The organism is Tardiphaga sp. (genome assembly GCF_028290785.1).
Taxonomy (GTDB): Bacteria; Pseudomonadota; Alphaproteobacteria; order Rhizobiales; family Xanthobacteraceae; genus Tardiphaga.
The window spans coordinates 27,045-53,492 of record NZ_JAQGJD010000333.1 but is presented as its reverse complement, the minus strand read 5'-3'; the positions used below and the strand labels follow the sequence as shown (position 1 = coordinate 53,492).

The 26,448-nt window shown below is 63.9% G+C and carries 23 protein-coding genes; 9 read left to right on the top strand and 14 right to left on the bottom strand.

Going from position 1 to position 26,448, the window contains the following annotated elements; all coding sequences use genetic code 11:
• Positions 1-97: 97 nt before the first annotated feature.
• A complete protein-coding gene (locus tag JWR89_RS21635) occupies positions 98-1,243 on the top strand; it encodes an alpha/beta hydrolase (RefSeq protein ID WP_299720053.1) in 1,146 nt (381 codons plus the stop codon).
• 63 nt (positions 1,244-1,306) lie between these two features.
• On the top strand, positions 1,307-2,773 hold the full coding sequence (locus tag JWR89_RS21630; RefSeq protein ID WP_299720028.1) for an amidase: 1,467 nt from the start codon (positions 1,307-1,309) through the stop codon (positions 2,771-2,773).
• Positions 2,774-2,862: 89 nt separating this feature from the next.
• Here JWR89_RS21630 and JWR89_RS21625 read toward each other — a convergent pair whose 3' ends face one another.
• Complete coding sequence (locus JWR89_RS21625) at positions 2,863-4,632, bottom strand: acyl-CoA dehydrogenase family protein (protein ID WP_299720026.1); 1,770 nt, start codon at positions 4,630-4,632, stop codon at positions 2,863-2,865.
• Between the two features lie 91 nt (positions 4,633-4,723).
• Between JWR89_RS21625 and JWR89_RS21620 the strand changes: the two genes are divergently transcribed.
• Complete coding sequence (locus JWR89_RS21620; protein WP_299720024.1) at positions 4,724-5,425, top strand: SDR family NAD(P)-dependent oxidoreductase; 702 nt, start codon at positions 4,724-4,726, stop codon at positions 5,423-5,425.
• Positions 5,426-5,448: 23 nt separating this feature from the next.
• Here JWR89_RS21620 and JWR89_RS21615 read toward each other — a convergent pair whose 3' ends face one another.
• Both JWR89_RS21615 and JWR89_RS21610 read right to left on the bottom strand, forming a co-directional pair.
• Complete coding sequence (locus JWR89_RS21615) at positions 5,449-6,066, bottom strand: GNAT family N-acetyltransferase (RefSeq protein ID WP_299720022.1); 618 nt, start codon at positions 6,064-6,066, stop codon at positions 5,449-5,451.
• A gap of 20 nt (positions 6,067-6,086) precedes the next feature.
• A complete protein-coding gene (locus tag JWR89_RS21610) occupies positions 6,087-6,290 on the bottom strand; it encodes a DUF1127 domain-containing protein (RefSeq protein WP_299720020.1) in 204 nt (67 codons plus the stop codon).
• Between the two features lie 119 nt (positions 6,291-6,409).
• On the opposite strand from JWR89_RS21610, the gene JWR89_RS21605 reads away from it, so the two are divergent.
• The 4 genes from JWR89_RS21605 to JWR89_RS21590 all read left to right on the top strand — a co-directional run bounded on the left by JWR89_RS21605 (position 6,410) and on the right by JWR89_RS21590 (position 10,285).
• Complete coding sequence (locus JWR89_RS21605) at positions 6,410-7,309, top strand: transcriptional regulator GcvA (RefSeq protein WP_299720018.1); 900 nt, start codon at positions 6,410-6,412, stop codon at positions 7,307-7,309.
• Between the two features lie 128 nt (positions 7,310-7,437).
• Positions 7,438-8,751, top strand: coding sequence for an MFS transporter (locus JWR89_RS21600; protein WP_299720016.1), 1,314 nt, complete (start codon positions 7,438-7,440; stop codon positions 8,749-8,751).
• 116 nt (positions 8,752-8,867) lie between these two features.
• Positions 8,868-9,806 carry an MBL fold metallo-hydrolase gene (locus tag JWR89_RS21595; RefSeq protein ID WP_299720014.1) on the top strand — a complete coding sequence of 313 codons (939 nt, stop codon included), beginning with the start codon at positions 8,868-8,870 and terminating at the stop codon, positions 9,804-9,806.
• On the top strand, positions 9,803-10,285 hold the full coding sequence (locus tag JWR89_RS21590) for a CinA family protein (RefSeq protein ID WP_299720012.1): 483 nt from the start codon (positions 9,803-9,805) through the stop codon (positions 10,283-10,285). The genes JWR89_RS21595 and JWR89_RS21590 overlap by 4 nt, the downstream gene beginning before the upstream one ends.
• A gap of 136 nt (positions 10,286-10,421) precedes the next feature.
• Here JWR89_RS21590 and JWR89_RS21585 read toward each other — a convergent pair whose 3' ends face one another.
• The 7 genes from JWR89_RS21585 to JWR89_RS21555 all read right to left on the bottom strand — a co-directional run bounded on the left by JWR89_RS21585 (position 10,422) and on the right by JWR89_RS21555 (position 17,805).
• On the bottom strand, positions 10,422-11,399 hold the full coding sequence (locus JWR89_RS21585; protein ID WP_299720010.1) for an ABC transporter ATP-binding protein: 978 nt from the start codon (positions 11,397-11,399) through the stop codon (positions 10,422-10,424).
• A complete protein-coding gene (locus JWR89_RS21580; RefSeq protein WP_299720008.1) occupies positions 11,396-12,811 on the bottom strand; it encodes an amidase in 1,416 nt (471 codons plus the stop codon). Before JWR89_RS21580 ends, JWR89_RS21585 begins: the two co-directional genes overlap by 4 nt.
• Positions 12,808-13,005: a hypothetical protein gene (locus tag JWR89_RS21575; protein ID WP_299720006.1), complete on the bottom strand. Its 198-nt coding sequence runs from the start codon at positions 13,003-13,005 to the stop codon at positions 12,808-12,810. The genes JWR89_RS21580 and JWR89_RS21575 overlap by 4 nt, the downstream gene beginning before the upstream one ends.
• Positions 13,002-14,069 carry an oligopeptide/dipeptide ABC transporter ATP-binding protein gene (locus tag JWR89_RS21570; RefSeq protein ID WP_299720004.1) on the bottom strand — a complete coding sequence of 356 codons (1,068 nt, stop codon included), beginning with the start codon at positions 14,067-14,069 and terminating at the stop codon, positions 13,002-13,004. Before JWR89_RS21570 ends, JWR89_RS21575 begins: the two co-directional genes overlap by 4 nt.
• A 4-nt stretch (positions 14,070-14,073) precedes the next feature.
• Complete coding sequence (locus JWR89_RS21565) at positions 14,074-14,961, bottom strand: ABC transporter permease (RefSeq protein ID WP_299720002.1); 888 nt, start codon at positions 14,959-14,961, stop codon at positions 14,074-14,076.
• A 19-nt stretch (positions 14,962-14,980) separates the two neighbouring features.
• Positions 14,981-15,934 (bottom strand): ABC transporter permease, encoded by a 954-nt coding sequence (locus tag JWR89_RS21560; RefSeq protein WP_299720000.1) that lies wholly within the window; start codon positions 15,932-15,934, stop codon positions 14,981-14,983.
• 248 nt (positions 15,935-16,182) lie between these two features.
• Positions 16,183-17,805: an ABC transporter substrate-binding protein gene (locus JWR89_RS21555; RefSeq protein ID WP_299720051.1), complete on the bottom strand. Its 1,623-nt coding sequence runs from the start codon at positions 17,803-17,805 to the stop codon at positions 16,183-16,185.
• 252 nt (positions 17,806-18,057) lie between these two features.
• Between JWR89_RS21555 and JWR89_RS21550 the strand changes: the two genes are divergently transcribed.
• Positions 18,058-19,656, top strand: a complete 1,599-nt coding sequence (locus JWR89_RS21550) for an ABC transporter substrate-binding protein (RefSeq protein ID WP_299719998.1) — start codon at positions 18,058-18,060, stop codon at positions 19,654-19,656.
• 312 nt (positions 19,657-19,968) lie between these two features.
• Entirely contained in the window at positions 19,969-21,660 is a 1,692-nt protein-coding gene (locus tag JWR89_RS21545) for an alpha-amylase family protein (protein WP_299719996.1), read from the top strand.
• A 103-nt stretch (positions 21,661-21,763) separates the two neighbouring features.
• Here the strand turns inward: JWR89_RS21545 and JWR89_RS21540 are convergent, their stop codons facing one another.
• The 4 genes from JWR89_RS21540 to rocF all read right to left on the bottom strand — a co-directional run bounded on the left by JWR89_RS21540 (position 21,764) and on the right by rocF (position 26,373).
• Entirely contained in the window at positions 21,764-23,353 is a 1,590-nt protein-coding gene (locus JWR89_RS21540) for an alpha-amylase family glycosyl hydrolase (protein WP_299719994.1), read from the bottom strand.
• A gap of 88 nt (positions 23,354-23,441) precedes the next feature.
• Positions 23,442-23,705, bottom strand: coding sequence for a hypothetical protein (locus tag JWR89_RS21535; protein WP_299719992.1), 264 nt, complete (start codon positions 23,703-23,705; stop codon positions 23,442-23,444).
• 85 nt (positions 23,706-23,790) lie between these two features.
• A complete protein-coding gene (gene hydA, locus JWR89_RS21530) occupies positions 23,791-25,245 on the bottom strand; it encodes a dihydropyrimidinase (RefSeq protein ID WP_299719990.1) in 1,455 nt (484 codons plus the stop codon).
• A gap of 156 nt (positions 25,246-25,401) precedes the next feature.
• Positions 25,402-26,373, bottom strand: a complete 972-nt coding sequence (gene rocF, locus JWR89_RS21525; RefSeq protein ID WP_299719988.1) for an arginase — start codon at positions 26,371-26,373, stop codon at positions 25,402-25,404.
• Positions 26,374-26,448 lie beyond the last annotated feature (75 nt).

Below are 26,448 nucleotides of genomic sequence, written 5' to 3'. Positions count from 1 at the left end.
GCCCCGCTCTTGCAGGAAGAAGTTAAGACAACGCCCGTGCTAGGATTGATTTAAAATCAAGAATCAAAATCCAGCGGGAGCGAACGCCTTGGACCCTATCTCCTCCGATATTCTGCCATCCGGAATTCGCTCGCGCTTCGTGGATGATATCAAGGGCCTGCGCATGCACGTGCTGGAAGCCGGCTTCGAGAGCCAGGGCCGGCCCTGCCTGCTGCTGCTGCACGGCTTTCCGGAGCTCGCCTTTAGCTGGCGCAAGGTGATGCCGGCGCTCGCCGCCGCCGGCTACCACGTCATCGCACCGGACCAGCGCGGCTATGGCCGCACCACCGGCTGGGATGCGGACTATGACGGCGACCTCGCACCGTTCCGGCTGCTCAACCTGGTGCGCGACGCGCTGGGGCTGGTTTCGGCGTTCGGTTGTCGTCATGTCGATGCCGTGGTGGGACACGATTCCGGCTCGTCGGTGGCGGCGTGGTGCGCGCTGGTGCGGCCGGATGTGTTTCGATCCCTCGCCTTGATGAGCGCGCCGTTTGCCGGGCCGCCGCCGCTGCCGTTCGACACCGCCAACAAGCTGGCTGCGCCAAAGCAAGAAGATCCGGTTCATCGCGACCTCGCCGCTCTGCCGCGACCGCGCGAGCACTACCAATGGTATTATTCCCGGCGTGACGCCAATGCCCACATGCAGCACGCGCCGCAGGGCGTGCATGATTTCCTGCGCGCCTACTATCACCACAAGAGCGCGGACTGGCCCGGCAACACGCCGTATCCGTTGCAAGGCTGGACGGCGAACGAACTGGCGAAACTGCCGACCTATTATGTGATGGACCTCGGCAAGACCATGGCCGAGACCGTCGCCGAAGAGATGCCTTCGCCTGTCCAGATCGCATCCAACACCTGGCTCCCGGATCGCGAACTCGCTTTCTACGCTGCCGAATATGCCCGCACCGGGTTTCAGGGCGGGCTGCAATGGTATCGCTGCGGCACCTCGGGCATCTTCACTGCCGAATATGAAACCTGGTCCGGCCGCACCATCGACGTGCCGTCCTGCTTCATCTCGGGAAAACAGGACTGGGGCATCTACCAGCGCCCCGGCGTCATCGAGGCGATGCAGAACACCGCCTGCACCGACCTGCGCGGGGTGTATCTGATTGACGGCGCCGGGCACTGGGTGCAGCAGGAACAACCGCACGAAGTGAGCCGGCTGCTGCTGCAGTTTTTGCGCGAGCCCCATGCGCCGCGCTAGGCTTGCACGCCCCGTCTGAACTGCGCACTCTGCTGTCCGATCATCCGTCAGCAGGAGCCTGTCTTGACCGCATCAGTTTCCGTTTTCGCGACCGCCACCGAAATGTCGGCCGCGCTGAAGGCCAGAAGTGTATCTGCCGTCGAACTGGCACAGGACGCCATCGCGCAGATCGAAAAGCACGACGGCGACGTCAACGCGGTCTGCGTCCGCGACTTCGAACGCGGCCTTGATGGTGCCCGGGCAGCCGACGCGGCGCTGGCCCGCGGCGAGACCAGGCCTTTGCTCGGCATTCCCATGACGGTGAAGGAATCCTTCAACCTCGCCGGCACGCCGACCACTTGGGGCTTTGTCGCGCAGAAGGATTTCATCGCTTCCGAAGACGCGCTGGCGATCACGCGGGTCAAGGACGCCGGCGGTGTGATCCTGGGCAAGACCAACGTGCCGCTCGGGCTTGGCGACTGGCAGAGCTACAACGACATCTACGGCACCACCAACAACCCGTTCGACCTCGGCCGCACTCCCGGCGGTTCGTCCGGCGGCTCCTCGGCGGCGCTGGCTGCCGGCTATGGCGCGCTGTCACTCGGCTCCGACATCGGCGGCTCACTGCGGGTGCCCGGCCACTATTGCGGCATCTATGCGCACAAGCCTACTTTCGGGCTAGCGGCGACCCGCGGCCACCTGCCACCGCCCTTTCCGCCGCTGCCATCCGGCCGCGAACTCTCGGTGATCGGGCCGATGGCCCGCTGTGCCGCCGATCTCGGCCTGCTGCTCGACGTCATCGCCGGCCCGGATCCTTGGCAGGAAGGCGTCGGCTACAAGCTCGCGCTGCCGTCCGCACGACATACGGCGCTGCAGGATTTTCGCGTGCTGATGCTCGATGTGCATCCGCTGATTCCAAGCGGCCGCAGCGTGCGCAGCGCGGTTGAAATGCTCGCCGCGAATTTGACCAGGGCCGGGGTTCACATTGTCAGAGAAAGCCCGCTGCTGCCCGACCTCGCAGCCAGTGCGCGGCTTTATATGCGGATGCTGGTGGGACTGCTCGCCGCGGGCGCACCACCGGACGCGTATGCCACGGGCGTCGCCGCCGCGACGAAACTCGATCCCAACGACAGCAGCCTCAAAGCCGAACGCCTGCGCGGCGCCGCGCTGAGCCACCGCGACTGGCTGATGGCCGATGGCAGCCGAACCCGCTTGCGCGCACAATGGCGCGAACTGTTCAAGAGTTTCGACGCCGTGATCTGTCCGGTGATGCCGACGCCCGCCTATCCGCATGATCATGAGCCGGATCAGGACAAGCGTCATATCGACATCGATGGCATCAATCATCCATATGTCGATCAGCTGATCTGGCCCGGCCTCGCGACTTTGCCCGGCCTGCCCGCCACCGCGATCCCGGTGGCGATATCGAATGAGGGATTGCCGATCGGCCTGCAGATTATCGGCCCCTGGCTGGAAGATCATACCACGCTGAAACTCGCGGAACTGATCGAGCGCGAGTTCGGCGGGTTTGTCGCGCCGGAGGGCTTTTGACGTAGCCCGGATGAGCGAAGCGACATCCGGGACCAGCCGTTGCGTTGAAGATCTGTCCCCGCATGTCGCTCCGCTCATGCGGGCTACAACTACGTCACTACCAGCGCGCCCGCCTCCGCCATCCCTACATCGCGCTCGCTCAACAGGTGCTCGACAATCGCCCGTTGCGTGTCGCTCTCGATCGCCGCGAAGGGGTCCGGCGCCATCAGGCGGTGATCGATCACCAGTCGCGACAGCAGCAGCCGGCGCGCATCACCCCGCATGGCGTGGATACGATGGCTCTCCCATGCCAGCGTCACCGCACTGGCCACATGATACAGCGAACTCGTCGCGCGCCGCGCGTCGGCTTCATTGTCGGCGTGAGCAGCAACTTCCCGTGCAAAGCCGATGGCGTGATCGACAAGGCCATGCAGCCGGTCGCGCCAGATCTGCGGCACACTGGCGGAATCGTCGAGCCGCGCATGCAGATCGGCGGCCAGCGCGGCCTCCGCGCCATGACGACCAACGGCGCGCTTCAGGGCATCCAGCGCCACGATGTTGCCCGTGCCTTCCCAGATCGAGCCAAGATGGGCATCGCGTAGCAGGCGCGCCGTGGCGAATTCCTCGATGTAGCCGATGCCGCCACGCATCTCCATGGCGTCGCCGCAGACTTTTCGCGCATCACGGGTGGCGCGAAATTTCAGCGTTGGCGTGAGAATGCGCAGCAGCGCCGCGGCGTCCTGGCTACCGGCTTCGGCGCGGTCCAGCGCATCAGCGGTGAGAAAACTCATCGACAGCGCCTGTTCGGTCGGCAGCATGATCTTCATCAACTGCCGACGCGCCAGCGGCATGTCGATGATCCGGCTTCCGAACACCACCCGGCCGCGCGCCACCGCCATCGCGTCGTGATAGGCGCGGCGCATCAGCGATGTTGACTTCACGCCGTTCGACAACCGACTCGAATTCACCATCTCGGCCATCTGCACGAAGCCGCGGTCGAGCTTGCCGACCGCGTAGGCCACCGCGCCTTCCAGCTTGATCTCGCCGGAAGCCATCGAGCGTGTGCCGAGCTTGTCCTTCAGCCGGACAATCCGGTAGTGGTTCGGCGAGCCGTCGTCGAGGCGCCGCGGCATCAGGAACAGACCGACCCCGCGGGTGCCATCCTCTGCGCCCGCGGGCCGCGCCAGCAGCATCACGATCTCGGCGTCGGCATTCGAGCAGAACCATTTTTCGCCGGTGAGGCGCCAGTGATCGCCTTCCTGCACCGCCGTGGTGGTCAGCTTGCCGACGTCGGAGCCGCCTTCCTTTTCGGTCATGAACTGGCCGCCTTGCGTCAGCCGGCTGATGTCGGTTTGCGTCAGCCCGTCGAGGTATTTCGCTTTCAGCGCAGCGTCGCCGAACTTCGACAGCAGCTTGGCGGCGCCGTCGGTGACGTTGATCGGGCAGCCCATGCCGAATTCGGCCTGGTTGAAAAGGAAGGTGAAGGCGTGCTTCGCCGCCACCGGATAGGTGCTCGGCCAACCCAGGATGCCCGCGCGATGCGACATCGCGTGAATGCCGAATTCGCCGAACGCCGCGTGCTCCAGTTCGCGATAGGCGGGATGATACTCGATGCGCTGCGCATCGCGGCCGAACCGGTCGCGCTGGTGCAACACCGGAACATGCTTGTCGGCCATCCTCCCGGCTTCATCGAGCGGCCCGCCGACCAGCGCACCGAGGCGGTCAAGATGCGGCTCGATGTGCGCGAACAGCGCCTGCGGCAGATGAATGCGCAGCAGATCCGCCAAGGCCGGATCGGCGCGATAGAAATTCATGCCCGACGTATCCGGCGCGATCATGTTGTCGATGTTTCCAGCAACGATTTTACCCTGGGCGTTCATGACGACCTCTTGTTTGTTCGAACGGCGTTTCCATCTCCATCATGCGCCTCGAGCGCGGCTGAATAAAGTGCCCCCCGGAGAATGATCGCCCATGGATATTCCGCATTATGAAACCGCTTTGATCGTCGGCGCCGGCGAAGGCATCAGCGCATCGCTGGCGCGTTTGCTGGCGAAGCAAGGGCTGCGGGTGGCGCTGGCCGCGCGCAACGCCGCGAAGCTGGATGCGCTGTGTCAGGAAACCGGCGCCAAAGCCTTCGCCTGCGATGCCACCAGTGCCGATGACGTCGCCAAACTGTTCGTCGAGGTGGAGCAGCAGATCGGCAAGCTCGATGTGGTCGTCTACAACGCCAGCCAGCGCGCCCGCGGGCCGTTCGTCGAACTCAAGCCTGAGGATGTCGCGCAATCGATCGCCGTCAGCGCGTTCGGCGGGTTTCTGGTGGCGCAACAGGCGCTGCAAAGGATGCTGCCGAACCGGCACGGCGCGATCCTGTTCACCGGCGCCTCCGCCAGCATCAAGGGCTTTGCGCAGTCGGCGCCGTTTGCGATGGGCAAGTTCGCACTGCGCGGCATGGCGCAGTCGCTGGCCCGCGAATTCGCGCCGCAGGGCATCCACATCGCTCACTTCGTCATCGATGGCGGCATCCGCAGCTCGGTCCGCGCCGAGCCCGCGGACCGGCCGGACTCGATGCTCGATCCCGACGCCATCGCCGTCAACTACTGGAACGTGCTGCAACAGCCGCGCAGCGCGTGGAGTTCAGAGCTGGAAGTCCGGCCGTGGGTGGAGAAGTTTTGAGCGAGGCGAGAGCTTACGAAAAATCAGTGAACCAAGGGCGCATAAGCACCTAGCTCGGCCCTCACTCGCCAGCTCGCGCACTGAATATCTTGCGGCACGATCGTGATGCGTTTCTCGAACCGCACCTGTTTCCAGTCTCCGGGCGTTGATACGAAGCTGAAGCCTGCCTTGCGCGCCAGCGCCTGCATCGCGTCGTTGGAGCGCAGCGTATCCCCGAACAGGGTTTCAGCGCCAAGCGCGGCGGCGCGGCATGCGAGGTTGGACAGCAACGCCAAGCCCAGGCCCTTGCGCTGCAGCCCATCGTCGATCGACAGCCCGAACTCGAAGCGCGCGGTATCTTCATCGAGGGCGTAGCGAGCTTCGCCAACGATGCGATCAACGCCATCGGCTTTCATGGTCGCCACCACCGAGAAGCTGCCGCCGTCCCCGACGTGGATGAATTTCTCCAGCTGCCCTACTGGCAACTCGCTGGCCGCGCCCATCAACCGGTTGTAACGCGAGCGCACCGACAGATTGCGGAAATAGGTCTGCAGCGCGGCGGCGTCCGTGACCTCAACGAAACGCAACGTTACGATCTCACCGCCGCGCGTCAGCAGTACATCAGAATACTGGCGGAGATCGCCTGGTTCGATGGTTTTCATGGCGCGCGCTCCTTTGGCGTTTACGCGCGCCAGAACGGCTTGCTGGCTTCGTACCTCACATCGCCCCACGACAGGCCGGCATCGCGGACGTCGCGTTCGCTCCACTCGATAAGTTCGCGGCGCTGGCGAATCCGTTCAATCCAGATGTGAAGCACGTGGCCGGCCTCGGCGAACACGCTCGGCGCATGATGATTTGTCATCGATTCATGAGTATACGTAGACATTTTTCTCTCCTCGGGCTAAATTTCTGCCTTAAATATCGTCGCATTTGGCGCGTCCGACAAACGACATTGTGCACCGCGTCACATGAGATAAACTCATGGACGGAGCGAAGGGAGACCATATGAGTGCCCGGCTGCCGTCGCTCAATGGGCTGCGCGCCTTTGAATCTGCGGCGCGCCATCTCAGCTTCACCAACGCCGCCGCCGAACTGAACGTCACGCAGACGGCGATCAGCCATCAGATCAAGCGGCTCGAGGAAGAGCTCGGCATCCCGCTGTTCATCCGGCAGAATCGTGCGCTAGCGCTGACGCCACAAGCGCGGGATTATCTGCCCGGCGTCCGCGCCGCCTTTAACGACCTGCGGCTGGCCACCGACCGGCTGCTGCGCAAGGACAACGACCATGTGCTCACCGTGAGCACGCTGGCCTCGCTCGCCGCCAAATGGCTGCTACCCAAACTGTCGGCGTTCCAGGCGGCGCATCCGAACATCGACGTCCGTATCACCACCTCCACCGGCATGGTGGATTTCAAGAGCGGCGATGTCGACGCCGCGATCCGCTACGGCCGCGGCCACTGGCCTGGGCTGCGCGCCGACTGGCTCACCGCCGACCAGCTGTTTCCGGTCTGCAGCCCGGCGCTGCTGCAGGGCGACTGGCCGCTACGGACGCCGCAGGATCTGGCGCACCACACGCTGCTGCATTCCAGCGGCGGCTATGACGACGACTGGCGGCTGTGGCTAACCGCCGCCGGTCTCCCGACGGATATCTCGAAGCAGCCGGGGCTGAGCTTCGACATGATCTTCATGACCCTGCAGGCGGCGATCGACGGCCTTGGGGTCGCGGTGGGCCGCACCACCTATGTGGAGGGCGACCTTGCGAATGGCCGGCTCGTGGTGCCGTTCCAGATCAGCCTGCCGGCGGATGCCGGCTTCTATCTGGTATCGCCCGAGACCGCGTCCCACGCGCCGAAGCTGGTGGCGTTCCGGGAATGGCTGCTGGCTGCCGTTCAACCCAAGGCGTGACGATCGCCACACGCTCCTGCATCGGCTTTTGGGGATTGGCCCGGCTCCGCCCCCGTGGCAGAATGCCGCATCAAGCAGTCGAGCTGCAACGGACGCGCGTTTGCGCGCCGTAATCTCCGGGGGAAACCATGACGTCGCCAACCACCCATTCGCCGCCTGCGGAAATCAAATCCCGGCTCGGCGCCATTTTGCGCTCAACCTCCGGCAATTTCCTCGAACAGTTCGATTTTTTCCTGTTCGGCTTCTACGCCACCGCGATCTCCAAGGCGTTTTTCCCTCCTGGCAATGACACCAACGCGCTGCTGCTGACCTTCACGACGTTTTGGCTCGGCGCCCTGATGCGCCCGGTCGGCGCGATTTTTCTGGGCGCCTATATCGACCGCATTGGCCGCCGCAAGGGCCTGATCGTCACGCTGGCGATCATGGCGATGGGCACGATCTTCATCGCAGTGTGCCCGACCTATGCTTCGATCGGCATCGCCGCGCCGATCATCGTGCTGATCGGCCGGCTGCTGCAGGGGTTTTCCGCCGGCGTCGAACTGGGCGGCGTCTCGGTCTACCTGTTCGAGATCGCCACCCCCGGCAAGAAAGGCTTCTACACCTCGTTCCAGTCGGCGAGTCAGCAGGTCGCAATTTTCGTCGCCGCCGTCATCGGCTTCGTGCTCAGCGAAATTTTGCCCGCCGACGCCATCACTGCCTGGGGCTGGCGGATTCCGTTCTTCATCGGCTGCATCATCGTGCCCTTCATCTTCGTGCTGCGCCGCACGCTGGAGGAAACCCCGGCCTTCCTGGCCATGAAGAAACATCCGTCCCCGTCCGAAACCTTCGCCGCGGCAGCGCTGAACTGGCGCATCATTTTCTGGGGCATGATGATGGTGGCAATGACCACCGTCACGTTCTACTTCGTCACCGTGTACACGCCGACCTTCGGCAAGAACGTGCTCAAGCTCAGCAATAGCGACGCCCTGATCGTCACCGTGTTCGTGGCCATCAGCAATTTCATCTGGTTGCCGATCGGCGGCGCGTTAAGCGACCGCATCGGCCGTAAACCGGTGTTGCTGGCCAGCGCGGGACTGTCGCTTCTGACCGCCTACCCGCTGTTATCGTGGCTGGTGAGTGCCCCCTCCTTCAGCAAGATGATGATCGTCGAACTGTTGCTGTCGTTCTTTTACGGCATCTACAACGGCGCGATGGTGGTCGCCCTCACCGAGATCGTGCCCGCGCACGTACGCACCACCTGCTTCTCGCTGGCCTATGCGCTGGCCGCGGCGCTGTTCGGCACCTTCACGCCGTTGGCTGCGACCTGGCTGATTGACCGCACCGGTGACAAGGCCTCGCCCGGCTTCTGGCTGATGTTCGCCGCGGCCAGCGGTCTGGTGGCCACGCTGACGATCTATCGCGGCGGCAAGGCGATGGCGACACGAGAGGCCGTTCCCGCATAGCGGGCGCTCTAAACCTCGAACTCGCGCAGCCGACCCGCTGCGCGCGTTCACGCGTTCGGCAACGGACGGGCGTGCGAACCATGCTACAAGGCGGCCTGTCTCGTACGGAGTTCGTCATGCATCGGAATATACTGGCCGCGTTCGTCACCCTGGCAACGCTTGCCGCTCCCGCCTTCGCCCAACAGCAACCACCCGCGCCGCCGGCTCCGGATTTTTCCAAGGTTGAAATCAAGACCACCGACCTCGGCGACGGCACCTATATGCTCGAAGGCCAAGGCGGCAACATGACGCTGGCCACCGCCAAGAACGGCGTCATTCTGGTCGATGGCGAATTCGCCCCGCTGCATGACAAGATCAAGGCGGCTATCGCGGCGGTGTCGCCGCAGCCGGTCAAGTATCTCGTCAACACGCATTTCCACGGCGACCACACCGGCGGCAATGCGCCGTTCGCCAAGGAAGGCACGACGGTCGTCGCCAACATCAAGGTCAAGACCCGGCTTGCGACAGGTACCCAGAATTTCCTGACCGGCGTCGACAATCCGCCAGCACCCAAGGAAGCGCTGCCTGCCACCACCTATACCCACCAGCTCAAGCTCAGTCTGAGGGGCCGCATCGCCGAACTCCGGCACATCGAACACGCCCACACCGACGGCGACACCTACGTCTACTTCAAGAGTGCCAACGTGCTGGCCACTGGTGACACCTTCACCAATCGCCGCTATCCCAACATCGACTTCCTCAACGGCGGCAACATCAAGGGCATGATCGCCGCCACCGACGCCTATCTCAAGCTGGCTAACGACAAGACCAAGATTGTGCCGGGTCACGGCCCGCTCGCCGACAAGACTGCGCTGATCGAGTACCGCGCCATGCTGGTCACCGCGCGCGACCGGATGGCGAAACTGGTGAAGGAGGGCAAGAGCGAGGACGACGTCCTGGCGGCGAAACCGTTCGCCGATCTCGACGCCACGTGGGCGTTGAGCGAACAGGCCGGCAAGAACTTCATTCGCGTCGTCTATCATTCGCTCGCCGACAAACCGGGCAAGAAATCATGAGAGAGCTTGTCGCGCTGGCGGAAAGGATTGCGGTCGAATTGATCGCGCGCAAGCAAAAGATCGCCGTGTCGGAATCCTCGACGGGCGGCCTGATTTCAGCGGCCCTGCTCGCGGTGCCCGGCGCATCGGCGTATTTTCTCGGTGGCGCCGTCATCTACACCCGCGACGCGCGCCGAATCCTGGCCGACATCGACAATGATGCGATGAAAGGCCTGCGCTCCGCGTCCGAGCCCTATGCCGAATTGCTTGCGAAGCGGATCCGGGAACGCTTTGCCTGCGACTGGGGACTGTCCGAGACCGGCGCCACCGGTCCGACCGGCAACAGCTACGGCGACGCGGCCGGCCACAGCTGCATCGCGGTGGCCGGACCGCATCACGATGTGATGACGCTGGAAACCGGCAGCAGCGATCGGCTGGGCAACATGCATGCGTTCGCGCATACGGCGTTGACGTTCTTGCTGAAGAATTTATCGGCGTGATTTCGGACCAACGAACGACCTCTCGTCGAGTGACCGTCCTCTCCACGTCATGCCCGGCGCTATGCCGGGCATCCACGTTCTCGCGGAACATCGTGAATGGCCGGGACAAGCCCGGCCATGACCACGTACAGACTAACTAGACCACCACCGCTGCCGGCTCCGCCAGAATGCATCGCGCCATGCGGTTGCCTTCCATGTGGACGTTCGGCGGCGGCGCCTCGACGCAGCGCGGCTGGGCGAAGCTGCAACGCGGCGCGAAGGAGCAGTTCACCGGCGCCTTGTCGAGCGAGGGCGGTGTGCCGGGGATGGTTTCCAGCCGGGCGCCGCGCTTGGCGCCATGCACGGTGGAAGCCAGCAATCCGCGTGGATAGGGATGCACTGCCGAGCGCACGATCTGGCTCAGCGTGCCCTGCTCGACGATCTGGCCGGCATACATCACCGCGACGCGGTCGCAAATTTCGATCGCGACGCCGATATCGTGTGTGACGAAAATAATCGACATGCCGAATTCGCGCTGCAGCTCGCGCAGCAACAACAAAATCTGGATCTGGACGGTGGCGTCGAGCGCCGTTGTCGGCTCGTCGGCGAGCAGGATTTTCGGCTTGCAGGCCAGCGCCAGCGCGATCATCGCGCGCTGCCGCATGCCGCCGGACATTTCGTGCGGATAGGCGTCCAGCCGGCGTTTCGCCGAGGGGATACGCACCACCTCGAGCATTTCCAGCGCGCGCTTCATACCGTCGGCCTGGCTCTTGCCCTCGTGGCGCATCACGCTTTCGGCGATCTGCTGACCGATGGTGTAGACCGGATCCAGCGCCAGCGCCGGTTCCTGAAAGATCATCGACACGGTCTGACCGCGAAACGCCGACAGCTCCTCGTCATCGAGCGCCAGCACATCCCTGCCCAGCACATTGACGGTGCCGGTGATCTGCGTGCGCTTCTTCGGCAGCAGCCGCATCAGTGCACGCAGTGTGACACTCTTGCCCGAGCCGGACTCGCCGAGCAGGCCGAGCACCTCGCCCTCGCCCAGTGTCAGGCTGAGATCGTTCACCGCATGGACGGTGCGCTCGCCCGAGAACTTGATGTTGAGATTGCGGACCTCGACCAGATTGCTCATGCCAGCTCCGGACACCTTGTGTGGAAGTCGGTAGCCCGCTGGAACGCGGCGCCGAGGGTCAGCAGCGTCGCTTCGTCGAACGGACGGCCGATCAGCTGCATGCCGACCGGCAACTGGCTGGCGGTGAATCCAGTCGGGATCGAAAGCGCCGGCACGCCGAGATAGTTGATCGGCCGGGTGAAGCGCGTCAGCCGCTGGATCAACGCTTCGGCGCCCATGCTGTTGCCGACGTCGGTCTCGGCGATGGTCGGCGCTGGCGCCGGCGACACCGGGGCCAGCACCGCATCCGTGCCGGTGACCGCCGCCAGGTAAGCCGCGAGCGCCGGCCCGCGCCAGCGCAGCGCTTCCAGATAGGACACGCCGGGAATCGCAAAGCCGTTCTGCAGCCGCATCAAAACCTGCGCGCCATAATCCTGCGGCCGCTCGATCATCCATCGCTTGTGCAGGGCGGCGGCTTCCGTCGCCAGCACCAGCTGACAGGCCGCGGTGAGCTGGCGCTGGTCGGGCAGATCGACCTCGACGATATTGACGCCTTCGCGCTTCAGCGTGGCGATGGTGTCGTCAAGAATTCTCGCGGTCTCGGCGTCGAGATCGTCCACATAGAACGCCTTGGGAATACCGACGGTCATGCCCTTGGCGGACGCACGAGTCGCCGCCAAGTAGTCCGGCACCACGCGGGTGCTGGTGGTGGGATCGAGCGGATCGGCTCCGGCCATCAGGCCGGTGAGCAGCGCGCAGTCTTCGGCGGTGCGCGCCAGCGGCCCGACGGTGTCGAGCGATTGCGACAGTGGCATCGCGCCGGCGCGACTGACGAGGCCCACGGTCGTCTTCAAGCCGGAGACGCCGCAGAAATGCGCCGGCATCCGGATCGAACCGCCGGTGTCGGAACCGAGCGCCGCAAAGGTCAGTCGCGCGCCCACCGCTGAGCCGGAGCCCGACGACGAACCGCCGGTGACGTGATCGACATGCCAGGGATTATGCACCGCGCCGTAATGCGAATTGTGGCCGGTCGGGCCGTAGGCGAACTCCACCATCTGCAGCGAACCAAGCCGCACCGTGCCGGCATCCTTCAGCCGCTGCAGGGCGGTGGACGTGGTGGTGGCGACCCAGTCGTGGCGGATCTGCGAGCCGCAGGTCACCACATGACCCTTATCGTAATACATGTCCTTGTGCGCCAGCGGCACGCCGTGCAGCGCGCCCTGGCTGTGGCCTTTGGCGAGCGCCGCATCGGCGGCATCGGCGGCCGTGAGCGCAGCCTCGGACTCGATCGACATATAGGCGTTATGGCTGGGCTGCCATTTCGCAGCGCGGTCGAGGCAAGACTGCGTGGCTTCGCGCGACGAGATTTTCTTCTGCGCAATGGCCCTGGCGACGTCGGTGAGCGACAGCAATGCGGGTTCGGTAGCGCTCATTTCGCAGCTTTCGAGTTCTGCACGACGAGATAGGTCGCGGGCTCCAGATCGAACGGCAAGGTGCCGGCAATGGCGACGAAACCTTCGAAGGCAGGCCCGATCGAATTGGCGATGCGCGTGGCGACGTCATCGGCAACCGGCAGACCGGCAACGTCGGTGACGGCCTTGATCTGTTTGGCGGTGGGCGGGGTCATGGGGCAACGGCTCCTGTCGGTGGCGCTTTGCTGTGGCCGGAGCCCGGGATGAACATGTAGCAGGCAACCTGATGGCCGGCCGCGTCGATATCAGACAATTTTGGGCTTTCGCCCGAACAGACCGCTTCGACGAACGGGCAGCGGGTGTGGAAGCGGCAGCCCGACGGCGGGTCGATCGGGTTCGGCGGATCGCCGGTGATCGGCGGCACCTGCGTGCGATTGTCGGGATCCGACGACGGCATCGCCGCCAGCAGCGCCCGCGTATAAGGATGCGCAGGTTTGTCCCAGACATCATCGACCGGGCCGAGTTCGACGACCTCGCCGAGATACATCACCAGCACGCGGTCGGAGATGTAACGGACCACGTTGAGGTCGTGGCTGATGAATAGATAGGTCAGGCCGAATTCACGCTTGAGATCGACCAGCAGGTTGAGCACCTGCGCCTCGACCGACTTGTCGAGCGCCGACACGGCTTCGTCGAGAATGACGAGACGCGGCGACAGCGCGAGCGCGCGAGCGATATTGACGCGCTGGCGCTGGCCGCCGGAGATCTCGTGCGGATAGCGGTTGGCAAAATTTTCCGGCCGCAGCCCGACCTTGCCGAGCAACTCGCGCGCCAGAGCCCGCGAGGCATTCTCGGCCATGCCGTGGACCTTCGGCCCGAACGCGATCGACTCCTCGATGGTCAGGCGCGGATTGAGCGAGGCGTAGCTGTCCTGAAACACCATCTGCATGCCGCGCCGCAACTCGCGCAAAGACAGCTCGCGGCCCACCGTGCGGCCATCATAGATGATGTCGCCGGAATTGCGCTCCATCAGGTGCATCAATAGCCGTGCCGTAGTGGACTTGCCGCAGCCGGACTCGCCGACGATGCCGACGGTCTCGCCCTTGGCGATGGCGAACGACACGTTGTCGACGGCGCGTACCGTCTTGCTCTTCGCGAACAACCCGCCGCGCACCGGGAAATGCTTGGTCAGGCCGTCCACCTGCAGCAGTGGCTGGGCGACGCCGCCGATATCCGGCAGCGGCTCGAGCTTGTCGATAGGTTCGATGATTTCAGTCATGACATCAGTTCCGGATGTCCATGGCGCTGCGCATGCCATCGCTCAACAGGTTGAAACAGATCGACACCGCGAAGATCATCGCGCCGGGCAGCGCGGCGACCCAGGGGTTGACGTAGATTGCGGTGCGCAGCGTGTTCAGCATGAGGCCCCATTCCGGCTCCGGCGGCTTGGTGCCGAGACCGAGGAACGAGAGGCCGGCAGCCAGAATCATCGACACCGAGATCAGACCGGTGGCATAGACGAAGATGGTACCGAGCACGTTGCCGAGCATATGCACGCGCATGATGGTGAAGGCGTCGGCGCCGGAGGCGCGCGCGGCCTCGACGAAGTCGGCGTTGCGCACGCCGGTGGTGACGCTCTCGGCGACGCGGGTGATTTGCGGCACGAACACGATGGTCAGCGACACGATCGAATTGACGATGCCCGCGCCGAGCGCGCCGGAGATGGCGATCGCCAACAGCACCGAGGGGAAGGCGTAGAAGATATCGACGGTGCGCATGATGCCGGTGTTGATCTTGCCGCCGACATAGCCGGCGACGAGGCCGAGCGAGGTGCCGATCACGAAAGCCAGGATTACCGGCAGAATGCCGATCAGCAGCGACAGCCGGCCGCCATAGATCAGTCGCGCCAGCATGTCGCGGCCGAGTTCGTCGGTGCCGAGCGGATAGTTCGGCGTGCCGATATGGCGCAGCCGGCGGATCATCGAGCCCTGATAGGGATCGGCCAACCCGATCCAGGGCGCGAACAGCGCGCCGAGCAGGATCAGCAGCAGGATCAACGCGCAGGCCATGCTGACCTTGTCGCGGACGATACGTCGGCCGACGGTGGCCCAGTAGCCACGCGCGGCGTGCGCAGGGGCGGCCTGCAGGGCGGTGTCTGTCATCGCGGTCATGAGGTGAAGTCCGGCATGGTCAGCTCCGCTTGATGCGCGGATCGATCGCGGCCTGCGCGATATCGACCAGGAGATTGAGGAACACGAAGAACAGCGCCAGCACCAGGATCGTGCCCTGCAGCAGCGGCAGATCGCGCTGGAAGATCGCAGAGTTCAACAGCAGGCCGGAGCCCGGCCAGGAGAACACCGTCTCGATCAGGATCGAGCCGCCCAGCATGTAGCCGAGCTGCAGGCCCATGACAGCCAATGCGGTCGGCGCGGCGTTCTTGATGACGTGACGAAACACCTTGGTTTCGCGCAGGCCCTTGGCGCGCAGCGCCTCGACAAAATCCTGCGAAAGAATGTCGCCGGTCAGCGCGCGCACCGTGCGGGTGATGATGCCCATCGGAATGACCGACGTGGTGATCGCCGGCAGCACCAGATATTTGATGTGCTCCCAGTCCCAGCCCCACGAGCCGGAGCCGCCGGGACCGGCGCCCACCGCAGGCAGCCAGTTGAGCTGCACCGAGAAGATGATGACCAGCACCATGCCGAGCCAGTAGTGCGGCACCGAGACGCCGGCGATGGCAATCGAGGTGGCGACCTTATCGACCCAGGTGTCGCGGAAATAGCCGGCGATCAGCCCGAAGAACAGGCCGAGGGTGAAGCCGATCGAAGCCGCGGCGATGGCCAGGGTCACGGTGTTACCGACCGCGCGCAGCACTTCGGCGAGCACCGGGCGGCCGGTGGCAATGGAATTGCCGAGATCGCCGTGCAGCGCGCGCCACAACCAAAGCCCGAACTGCACTGGCAGCGGCCGGTCGAAGCCGTAGGCGATCCGCAGTTGCGCCGCGAGCTCCTGCGACGCGTCAGCAGGGAGAATGGCGACGAGCGGATCGCCGGGGGTGATGTGCACCAGCAGGAAGCACACCAGCGCCACGCTGACGACGATCGGGATCACATAGACGATACGCCGCGCAATATAGACGAACAAAGGTCACCTTCGATTCAGTGGCAAAGCCGTGGGCTTCTTATCCCTCCCCCGCGTCTTCGCGTGGGGAGGGTGGCCGGCCGTCAGGCCGGTCGGGTGGGGGTGGTGCTGCATCGTCTACAGCGAATGTAGCGCCCCCACCCGTCACGTTTGTTCGCTTCGCTCTCAAACGCGCCACCCTCCCCTCCGTGCGAAGCTTCGCTTCGCGGGGGGAGGGAAAAGAAAGCGCGTTCTGCTTCGGCGTTATCCGACTACGGCGTCATCGATACCGGCGAGAAGTCGACGAACCAGCTCTTCGGCTGCACGAAGCCCTTGATCTTCGGGCTCAGCGCGCGCGGTCCGACGTCGTGCGCGACGTAGAGGAACGCGGCGTCGTCGATCGAGGCGGCGTTCAACTCGGCCAGGGCCTCGTCACGCGCCGCGGGATCGAAGGTGGTGCGGGCCTTGGTCACCAGCTCGTCGAACTTGGGGTTGTTGATGAAGCCCCAGTTGTTGGACACCGGCGGCGCCATCGACGACTGCAGGAAGCGCACCAGCGCGAAGAACGGATCCATCGCCGCATAGGTGACGTTGGTGGCGTTGGAGCCGTTCGCCGAGGGATCCTTGACGCCGCGGCGCCAGTTGGTGAACAGCGTGTTCCACTCGATGACGTCGAGCTTGACGTCGAAGTAGCACTCCGCCAGCGCCTGCTGCAGATATTCGTTCATCGGCAGCGGCAGCATCTGGCCGGAGCCGGACGCCGAGGTCTGGGTCTTTACTTCCAGCTTCTTGGTCGGGCCGAAGCCGGCTTCCTTCATCAGCGCCTGCGCCGCTTTCAGATCGTATTTGATCTCGAAAGTCGGCTTGCCGCGCCAGGGATGGCCGGGCTCGAAAGTGCCGGAGGCCGGCACCATCAGGCCGGCCAGCAGGCCATCGCGCAGGCCTTCACGGTCGATGCACAGATTGGCGGCCTTGCGGACGCGGATGTCATTCCACGGCGAGCCTTCGACGCGGGAGAACTGCCACGGCCACACATGCGGCTGCTCGTTCTTTTCGATCTTGAAACCGCGGGCGGTGATTTCCTTGACGGCGTCGGGCGCGGGCGCCTCGATCCAGTCGACCTGTCCGGACAGCAGCGCCGCGGTGCGGGCGTTGGCTTCCGGCATCGGCAGCAGCAGCAACTTGTCGACCTTGGGAATGCGGTCCTTGTTCCAGTAGCTGTCGTTCTTCGCCAGTTCGAGACGCTCGCGCGGCGTGAACTTCGACATCTTCCACGGGCCGGTGCCGGCGGGTTCACGGGCGAACGCCGCCCATGCCGCCTGCGACTTCGCCTTGGCGTCGGCGCCTTCGGCTTTGTCGAAGAACGCCTGCCACTTGGTCGGGCTGACCATAAAGAGGTTGGTGAGGTTGATCGGCAGGAATGAGTCCGGCTCCTTGGTCATCAGTTCGACGGTCATGTCGTCGATCTTCTTCGCCGAGACCAGCGTCGGCATGCGCGAGGCGGTGACGCCGACCTGACTGGCATCGAACTGCACGGCATCCTGCTTCAGCACTTTCTCGACGTTCCAGACCACGGCGTCCGCATTGAATGGCGAGCCGTCGTGGAAGGTGACGCCGGGACGCAGCTTGAACGTCCACTTCTTCTTGTCGGCATCGTCCACCTTCCATTCGGTGGCGAGTGCAGGGATCACGACGCTCGCTTTGGTGGCAGACGACAGGTCCCAGCCGGTCAGGCCGTCGAACATGGTGTTGCCGGTGAAGCGATTGCCCTCGAAACCTTGGTCGGGCTGGCCGAGCGTGCGCGGAATGTCGGCAGCGGTCATGCCGATGCGCAGGACGGTCTCTGCATGCACGACCCCGGGCAGCGTAATCGCCGTCGCCATGGTCAGCATCATGATCACCGTCTTCAGGCGGCTCTGTGTCGGCTTCTCGGTACGCATCGGTGTCAGTCCCTATGGATTGAAATGGCTCGGCTCAACTGGCTAATTCTTATGCAACGCTTGTGCCACCGGTTGCAATATGCGCGCCCATGACCGGGCCTGCGGCACAGCGTCCGCATGGCACACATTGCGCCGCAAACTGCCTAATGTGGCATCAAGCTTGCAGGTATTTGGCGACTCTCGACCCTCTCACTGGAGCCCTGTTTCATGCGCGTTCGGAATTCATTTTTGGTCGCGGCCATCGCCGCCGTGCTGGGTGCCGCGGCACCGGCGCATGCCGAGTCGGTCGTGCGCTACGGCATCTCGATGGCGGACATTCCGCTGACCACCGGTCAGCCCGATCGCGGCGCCGGCGCCTACCAGTTCACCGGCTATACCATTTACGATCCGCTCGTCGCATGGGAGATGGACGTGTCCGATCGCCCGGGCAAGCTGATCCCGGGCCTTGCCACCGAATGGAAGGTCGATCCCGCCGACAAGACCAAGTGGCGTTTCACTTTGCGCCAGGGCGTCAAGTTCCATGACGGCAGCGACTTCAACGCCGACGCCGTGGTGTGGAACCTCGACAAGGTGCTGAACGAAAAGGCACCGCAGTTCGACAAGCGCCAGAGCGCCCAGGTCAAGACCCGCCTGCCCTCGGTCGCCAGCTACGCCAAGATCGACGACTCCACCGTCGAGATCACCACCAAGGCCGTCGATTCGTTCTTCCCCTACCAGATGCTCTGGTTCCTGGTCTCCAGCCCGGCGCAGTATGAAAAAGTCGGCAAGGACTGGGATAAATTTGCTGCCACGCCTTCCGGCACGGGACCGTTCAAGCTGACCAAACTGGTGCCGCGCGAACTCGCCGAACTCTCGAAGAACCCCGACTATTGGGACAAGAAGCGTATCGCCAAGGTCGACAAGCTGGTTCTGGTGCCGATGCCGGAAGCGCTGACCCGCACCAACGCGCTGCTGGCCGGACAGGTCGATCTGATCGAGACCCCCGCACCGGACGCCGTGCCGCAACTCAAGGGCGCAGGCATGAAGATCGTCGATAACGTGACGCCGCACGTCTGGAATTATCATCTCAGCGTGCTGCCGGGTTCGCCCTGGACCGACGTCCGCTTGCGCAAGGCCCTCAACCTCGCCATCGACCGCGATGCCGTCGTCGGCCTGATGAACGGCCTCGCCAAGCCCGCCATCGGCCAGGTCGATCCGTCCTCCCCGTGGTTCGGCAAGCCGGAGTTCAAGATCAAGTACGATCTCGCCGAAGCCAAGAGACTGGTGAAGGAAGCCGGCTACGGCCCGGACAAGCCGCTGAAGGCGACGTTCATCATCGCCAATGGCGGCACCGGCCAGATGCTGTCCCTGCCGATGAACGAATTCCTGCAGCAGAGCTTCAAGGAAATCGGCGTCGATGTCGAATTCAAGGTCGTCGAACTCGAAGTGCTGTACACCGCGTGGCGCAAGGGCGCGGCCGACGACAGCATGAAGGGCATCACCGCCAACAACATCGCTTACGTCACCTCCGATCCGCTGTATGCCATCGTCCGCTTCTTCGACTCCCGCCAGGTCGCGCCGGTCGGAGTCAACTGGGGCGGCTATAAGAACCCTAAGGTCGATGCGCTGATCGACGAGGCCAAGAACAACTTCGACCCCGCCAAGCAGGATGAATTGCTGGCGCAGGCGCATTCGCTGATCGTCGATGACGCCGTGTTGGTGTGGGTGGTGCATGACACCAACCCGCACGCCCTGTCGCCAAAGGTGAAGAAGTTCGTGCAGGCGCAGCACTGGTTTCAGGATCTGACGACTATCAGCGTGGACTGAGCAGTTTGCTGCTGAGATAGCTGCATCATCAGTCGCCGCTGAGCAATCGGCGGCGACTTTTTGTAGACATATCCTCCATGTCGTCCCGGCAAGAGAGCTTGCGAGCGCAAGCCGGGACCCATACACGCTGTCGATATTTGATACTCTGTAGCCAATGCCTGCCTTTGGCGGCGGACCGGAGGGTATGGGTCCCGGATCTGCGTTCGCTACGCTCACTTGTCCGGGACGACGTCGGGAGTGATCCTCACGTTTTGGAACCCCTGCCCGCCCTGCGACTTGATCCGCACCGTTCTCCCAACCCGGTGCCTGCGCATGATCGACGACCTCTGGTACAAGAACGCCGTCTTCTATTGCCTCTCCGTGGGCAGTTTCATGGATGCCGATGGCGACGGCGTCGGCGATTTCAAGGGGCTGACGCGGCGGCTCGATTACCTCGACGGCCTGGGCGTCACCGCGATCTGGCTGATGCCGTTCCAGCCCTCGCCCGGCCGCGACGACGGCTACGATATCTCTGACTACTACGGCGTCGATCCGCGCTACGGCACGCTCGGCGACTTCGTCGAATTCACCCACGGCTGCCACCAGCGCGGCATCCGCGTCATCATCGACCTGGTCGTCAATCACACCTCCGACCAGCACGCCTGGTTCAAGGACGCGAAGAGCTCACCGGATTCGAAGCATCGCGACTGGTACGTCTGGTCCGACAAGAAGCCCGCCAATGCCAACAAGGGCATGGTGTTTCCCGGCGTGCAGAAATCGACCTGGACCCACGACAAGGACGCCAAGGCGTGGTTCTTCCATCGTTTCTATGATTTCCAGCCCGACCTCAACACCTCGAACCCGCATGTGCAGGCCGAGATTCTCAAGATCATGGGCTTCTGGCTGCAGCTCGGCGTCTCCGGCTTCCGTATGGACGCCGTCCCGTTTGTAATCGCCACCAAGGGTCCCAAGGTCAACAAGCCCGTCGAGCAATACGACATGCTGCGCGCGTTCCGCGAATTCCTGCAGTGGCGCAAGGGCGACGCCATCATCCTTGCCGAAGCCAATGTCGAGCCCGAGACCGACATGGAGTACTTCGGCGACGACGGCGACCGCATGCAGATGATGTTCAACTTCCACGTCAACCAGAACCTGTTCTACGCGCTGGCCTCCGGCGACGCGCGCACCCTGGCCGCAGCACTGAAGGTGACCAAGCCGCGACCGGCGACCGCGCAATGGGGGTTGTTCCTGCGCAACCACGACGAACTCGACCTTGGCCGCCTCACCGAAGAGCAACGCCAAACGGTGTTCGAGAAATTCGGCCCGGACAAATCCATGCAGCTATACGACCGCGGCATCCGCCGCAGGCTAGCACCGATGTTGGGCGGCGACCGGCGCCGGTTGGAGCTGGCCTACAGCCTTATGTATACGCTACCGGGCACGCCGGTGCTGCGCTATGGCGACGAGATCGCCATGGGCGATGATCTCGCTCTGCCCGAGCGCAACTGCGCGCGCACGCCGATGCAATGGTCAACCGAGCCGAATGCAGGCTTCACCAAGCACGACAAGCCAAAAAATCCGGTGATCGACAAGGGCCCCTTCGGCTACGACCACGTCAACGTGGCGAAACAACGCCGCGATCCGAACTCGATGCTGAACTGGACCGAGCGCATGATCCGGATGCGCAAGGAAGTGCCGGAGATCGGCTGGGGCGATTTTGCGATCATCGCCACGCGTAATCCGGCCGTGCTGGTGATGCGTTACGACTGGCGCAACAATTCGGTGCTGTTCGTGCACAATCTGGATGAAAAGCCATGCGAGGTGTCGTTCGCGGTCGGTCTCAAGACCGACCAAGACAAGCACCTGATCAACCTGCTGACGGAAGATCACAGCCATGCCGACGACAACGGCAAGCACCATTTGATGCTGGAAGCCTATGCGCACCGGTGGTACCGCGTCGGCGGTCTCGACTATCTGCTGCGCCGAAGCGACATCGATGGTGCGGAGGATGCGCATCCGGGATAGTTCGCAGGGTGGGCGAAGCACCGGCGTGAAACGCGTCGGCGCGAGCCCACCGTTCTTCCTCGCGAAAGATAGTGGGAACGGCGCGAGAGCGCCTTGGCCCACCCTACGCGCGCAGCCTTACAATCACGCCTTCGTTAGCACGCAGCTCGAGCACGCCCGACACGTTCTCGCTTTTGCGATCGAGTTCTGTGGACAACAAGACCTCGCCACCTTCGACATGCAGCGACGCCGACCCAGCACCGAAGTTGAGTACGACAAGCAACGTCTCGCCATCATACGATCGTCGATAGGCCAGCATGTCGCGGGATGTCTCTACGGGGCGATAATCGCCGAACACCAGTTCCGGGGCCCGCTTGCGCAGATCGATCAGCTTGACATAGAGGCTGAGGATTGAATGCGGATCGGCGGCCAACGCCGCGGCATTGTCGGTCACGAAATCATCCGCCAGCGGCAGCCATGGCTCGCCCGAGGTGAAGCCTGCATTTTCCGTGGCGCCCCACTGCATCGGCGTGCGACAGCCGTCGCGGCCGACTCCGATGCCGGGCACGTTCTTCTCGAACGGGTCCTGCACCTTGTCAGGCGCAATCGGCAGCTGCTTCATGCCGATCTCGTCGCCGTAATACAGCGTCGGCGTGCCCCTAAGCGTCAGCAGCAGCATCGCCGCGACGCGGGCTTGCGCCGCGCCGACCCGGCTGGCGACACGCGGCCGGTCGTGGTTGCCGAGCACCCAGTTCGGCCAGGCGCCGAACGGCAGGGCCGCTTCATAGCGCCCGATCAGCTCGCCTATCTCTCGGGCACTCCACGGCGCCGATAGCAGCGCAAAATTGAACGGCAGATGCGCGCCGCCGAGATCCTTGCCGTAATAGGCGACCAGCCGCTCGACCGGCAGATAGACCTCGCCGATCAGCACGCGATCCTCGAACTCGTCAATCACACGCCGCATCTCCGTGACGACGTCGAGCGTCTCGGGGCGATCGGTCGAATACAGCGGAAGAACCGATTCGTGCGGCGGACGGGTGAGGCTGTAACTCGGATTGGCGGGGTTGTCGCGAAACTGGTCGTCCTTGATCAGGTGCCAGATCACATCGACGCGAAAGCCATCGACGCCCCGGCGCAGCCAGAACCGCATCACCTCGTAGATCGCATGACGCACCGCGGGATTGCGCCAGTTCAGGTCCGGCTGCTTGTCGAGGAATGCGTGGTAGTAATATTGCTGCGTGGCCTCGTCCCAAGCCCAGGCGCTGCCGCCGAATTCCGACATCCAGTTGGTGGGTGCGCTGCCATCGGGCTTCGGGTCGCGCCAGATGTACCAGTCGCGCTTCGGATTGTCCCGCGAGCTGCGGCTTTCGACGAACCAGTCATGCTGATCCGACGTATGGTTCGGCACCAGATCGAGAATGAGCTTGAGGCCGTGGCTATGCGCAGCCGCGATCAACGCGTCGAAATCGGCCGGCGTGCCAAAGATCGGGTCGATGCCGATGTAGTCGGAGATATCGTAGCCGAAGTCGGCCATCGGCGAGGGAAAGATCGGCGACAGCCAGATCGCATCGACACCGAGCTGTCGCAGATAGGGCAGCCGGCCGATGATGCCGGCCAGATCGCCGATGCCGTCGCCGTTGGAATCTTGAAACGAGCGCGGATAGATCTGATAGATAACGCCGGCTTGCCACCAGACTGTCGCTGCAGAGTTCATGCTCAATATTAAACCGGCAAATAAGAAGACAAAAAGGCACGAAAAAGCGGCCCTCCCGCAGGAAGGCCGCTAGCCCGCTGGATAGTGATTAATCGCGCTCGATGACGACCGGACGACGGTCCCGGTCATAATCGCGATCACGGTCGCGGTCGCGACGGATGATCACCGTCTCGTTGCGGTCGCGGCGATCACGATGATAGTCGCGGTCCGGTTCGCGGTAACGGTCGCGGCCGACCGCACCGACGCTCACGCCGTTCGGACCGACCCCAACGCCGATTTCCTGGGCGCCGGCCGGAATGGTGCTGCTGATGGTCGCTGCAGCAACGGCGATGATAGCGATTTGCCTGATCATGTGCGTGCTCCCTGTGATGAAACGCTGATGAAGCAATCCCCTATGGCACTGATGGTTCCTTAAAGGGCGTCGGCCCATCGCCGAATTATGGCGTGATTCCGCCCCGGGCGATGCCTCGTGGCGCGACTTGCTGCTTCCAACTGCTGTTGGCGACGTGGACCGGCGAGAAGGCCGGGCGCTCGACATAGCGTCCGTCGCCCTTCTCCGCGCGCAGATCGCCGTCGATCCAGGCGAGTTGGCCACGCGATAGAGTCGCCACCGGTGCGCCGGTACAGCGGAAGCCTTCGAATACGTTGTAGTCGATCCGGCTGAATTGCGACTGTGCGGTGATGGTCTTGCTGGCCAAGGGATCCCAAACCACCAGATCGGCGTCCGAGCCGACCGCGATTGCGCCCTTGCGGGGATAGATGTTGAGGATGCGGGCGATGTTCGCCGAGGTCACCGCAACGAACTCCTCTTTGGTCAGCCGGCCGGTATTGACGCCGGCGGTCCACAGCACCGGCATGCGGTCCTCGAGTCCGCCGGTACCATTCGGAATCTTGCGGAAGTCGCCGATGCCAAGCCGCTTTTGCTGCGTGGTGAAGGCGCAGTGGTCGGTGGCCACCACCTGCAGCGAACCGGACTGCAGCCCAGCCCACAGGCTGTCCTGATGCGCCTTGGCCCGGAACGGCGGCGACATCACCCGCCGCGCGGCATGGTCCCAGTCGCGATGGGCGTATTCGCTATCATCGAGCATGAGATGCTGGATCAGCGGCTCGCCATAGACCCGTTTGCCGCTGGCGCGGGCACGCGCGATCGCCTCGTGGGATTCGCGGCAGCTGGTATGCACCACATAAAGCGGCGCCCCGGTCATGTCCGCGATCATAATCGCGCGGTTGGTGGCCTCACCTTCGACTTCGGGCGGCCGCGAAAAAGCATGGCCTTCTGGCCCGTCGATGCCGCGCTCCAGCAGCGCCTCCTGCATCCGCGCCACCACGTCACCGTTCTCGGCGTGAACCAGCGGCAACGCACCGAGCTGGGCGCAACGGGCGAAGGAGTCGTACAGCTCGTCGTCATTCACCATCAGCGCGCCTTTGTAGGCGAGGAAATGCTTGAAGGTGTTGATGCCGTAGGTCTTCACCACGGTCTCCATCTCGTCGAACACCTGCTTCGACCACGACGTCACCGCCATGTGGAAGCCGTAGTCCGACGCCGCCTTCTCCGAACGGTGACGCCAGTCCTGATAGGCGGCCAGCATCGACTGGCCGGGATCCGGAATGCAGAAATCCACCACCATGGTGGTGCCGCCGGACAGGGCCGCCTTGGTGCCCCATTCGAAATCATCGGCCGAAACGCTGCCCATGAACGGCAGTTCGAGGTGGGTATGCGGATCGATGCCACCCGGCATCACATAGCAACCGCCGGCATCGACCACCTCGGCGCCGGCAGGCGCATCGAGCCCGGCGCCTACCGCAGCGATAAGGCCGTCCTCGATGAGTACGTCGGCGCGACGGGAGTGATCGTGGTTCACGACGGTCCCGCCGCTGATCAGAATGGCCATGATGTCTCCCTGCATTACTGGCGCTTCTGTTAGTCTAGCTCGCATTCCATGTCCCGGGCGGAATACATGACTCCAGTTCGTCATGACCGGGCCTGTCCCGGCCATCCACGATGTCATGCACAGCCGGGCATGACGAACTCCGGACCCGCGACGACGTCACTCCCCCGTCGGAAAAATCGCATTGCTGGGCGTCCGCCGATCCGTAATCTGCTGGCCGAACAGGCTGCCGACCAGCTCGACCATGACGCGGGCGGTGCGGCCGCGCTCGTCGAGGAAAGGGTTGAGCTCGACCACATCGAGCGAGCACATCAGCCCGGAATCGTGCAGCAGCTCCATGATCAGATGCGCCTCGCGATAGGTCGCCCCGCCGGGCACCATCGTTCCGACTCCGGGTGCGGCGGCGGGATCGAGGAAATCCACATCGAACGAGACATGCAGCACGCCGTTGCGCGCCCTGACGCGGTCGATGACGCGGCGGATCAGCACGCTGACGCCAAATTCGTCGATCTGTCGCATGTCCGCGACCGCGATCCGGCGTTGCCGCACCAGCTCCTTTTCGAGCCTGTCGATCGAGCGGATGCCGAACAAATCGAGATGAGCCGGCGTAATCGATGCCCGCGGCTCGGCGCCGAGCAGACCGTCGAGCCCAGGTTCGCCGCACAGGAACGCCGCCGACATGCCGTGCATATTGCCCGTGATGGTGGTGGCCGGCGTGTTGTAATCGGCATGCGCGTCAAGCCACAGCACGAACAGCTCGCGGCCCTGTTCGTGCCAGTGCCGCGCCACGCCGTTGACCGAGCCCATCGACAGGCTGTGGTCGCCGCCGATGAAGATCGGCAGCGCCCCGGACTGCGCCAGCACGTAGGCACGCGCGCTCAACGCTTGAATCCATTTCTGGATGTCGCGGTAGTGCTTGGCATTTTCCGGTGGCGTATCGATCACCGGATGGCCATCGAGCGGCGCCAGGTCGCCATGGTCCTCGACCGTAAAGCCCAGTTCTTCCAGCAGTGCGCCGAGGCCGGCCGTGCGCATCGCGGCCGGACCCATCAAGGTGCCGCGCTGTGAGGCGCCGACCTCGACCGGCGCGCCGAGCAGCGCGATGCGCCGGTGGTGGGACAGATCGGTCATCGACGGGCTCCGGAGTATGGCGTCCATTTCGCACAGACGAAGATAAATCGGCAAACCGGCGGACTGCACTGCAAC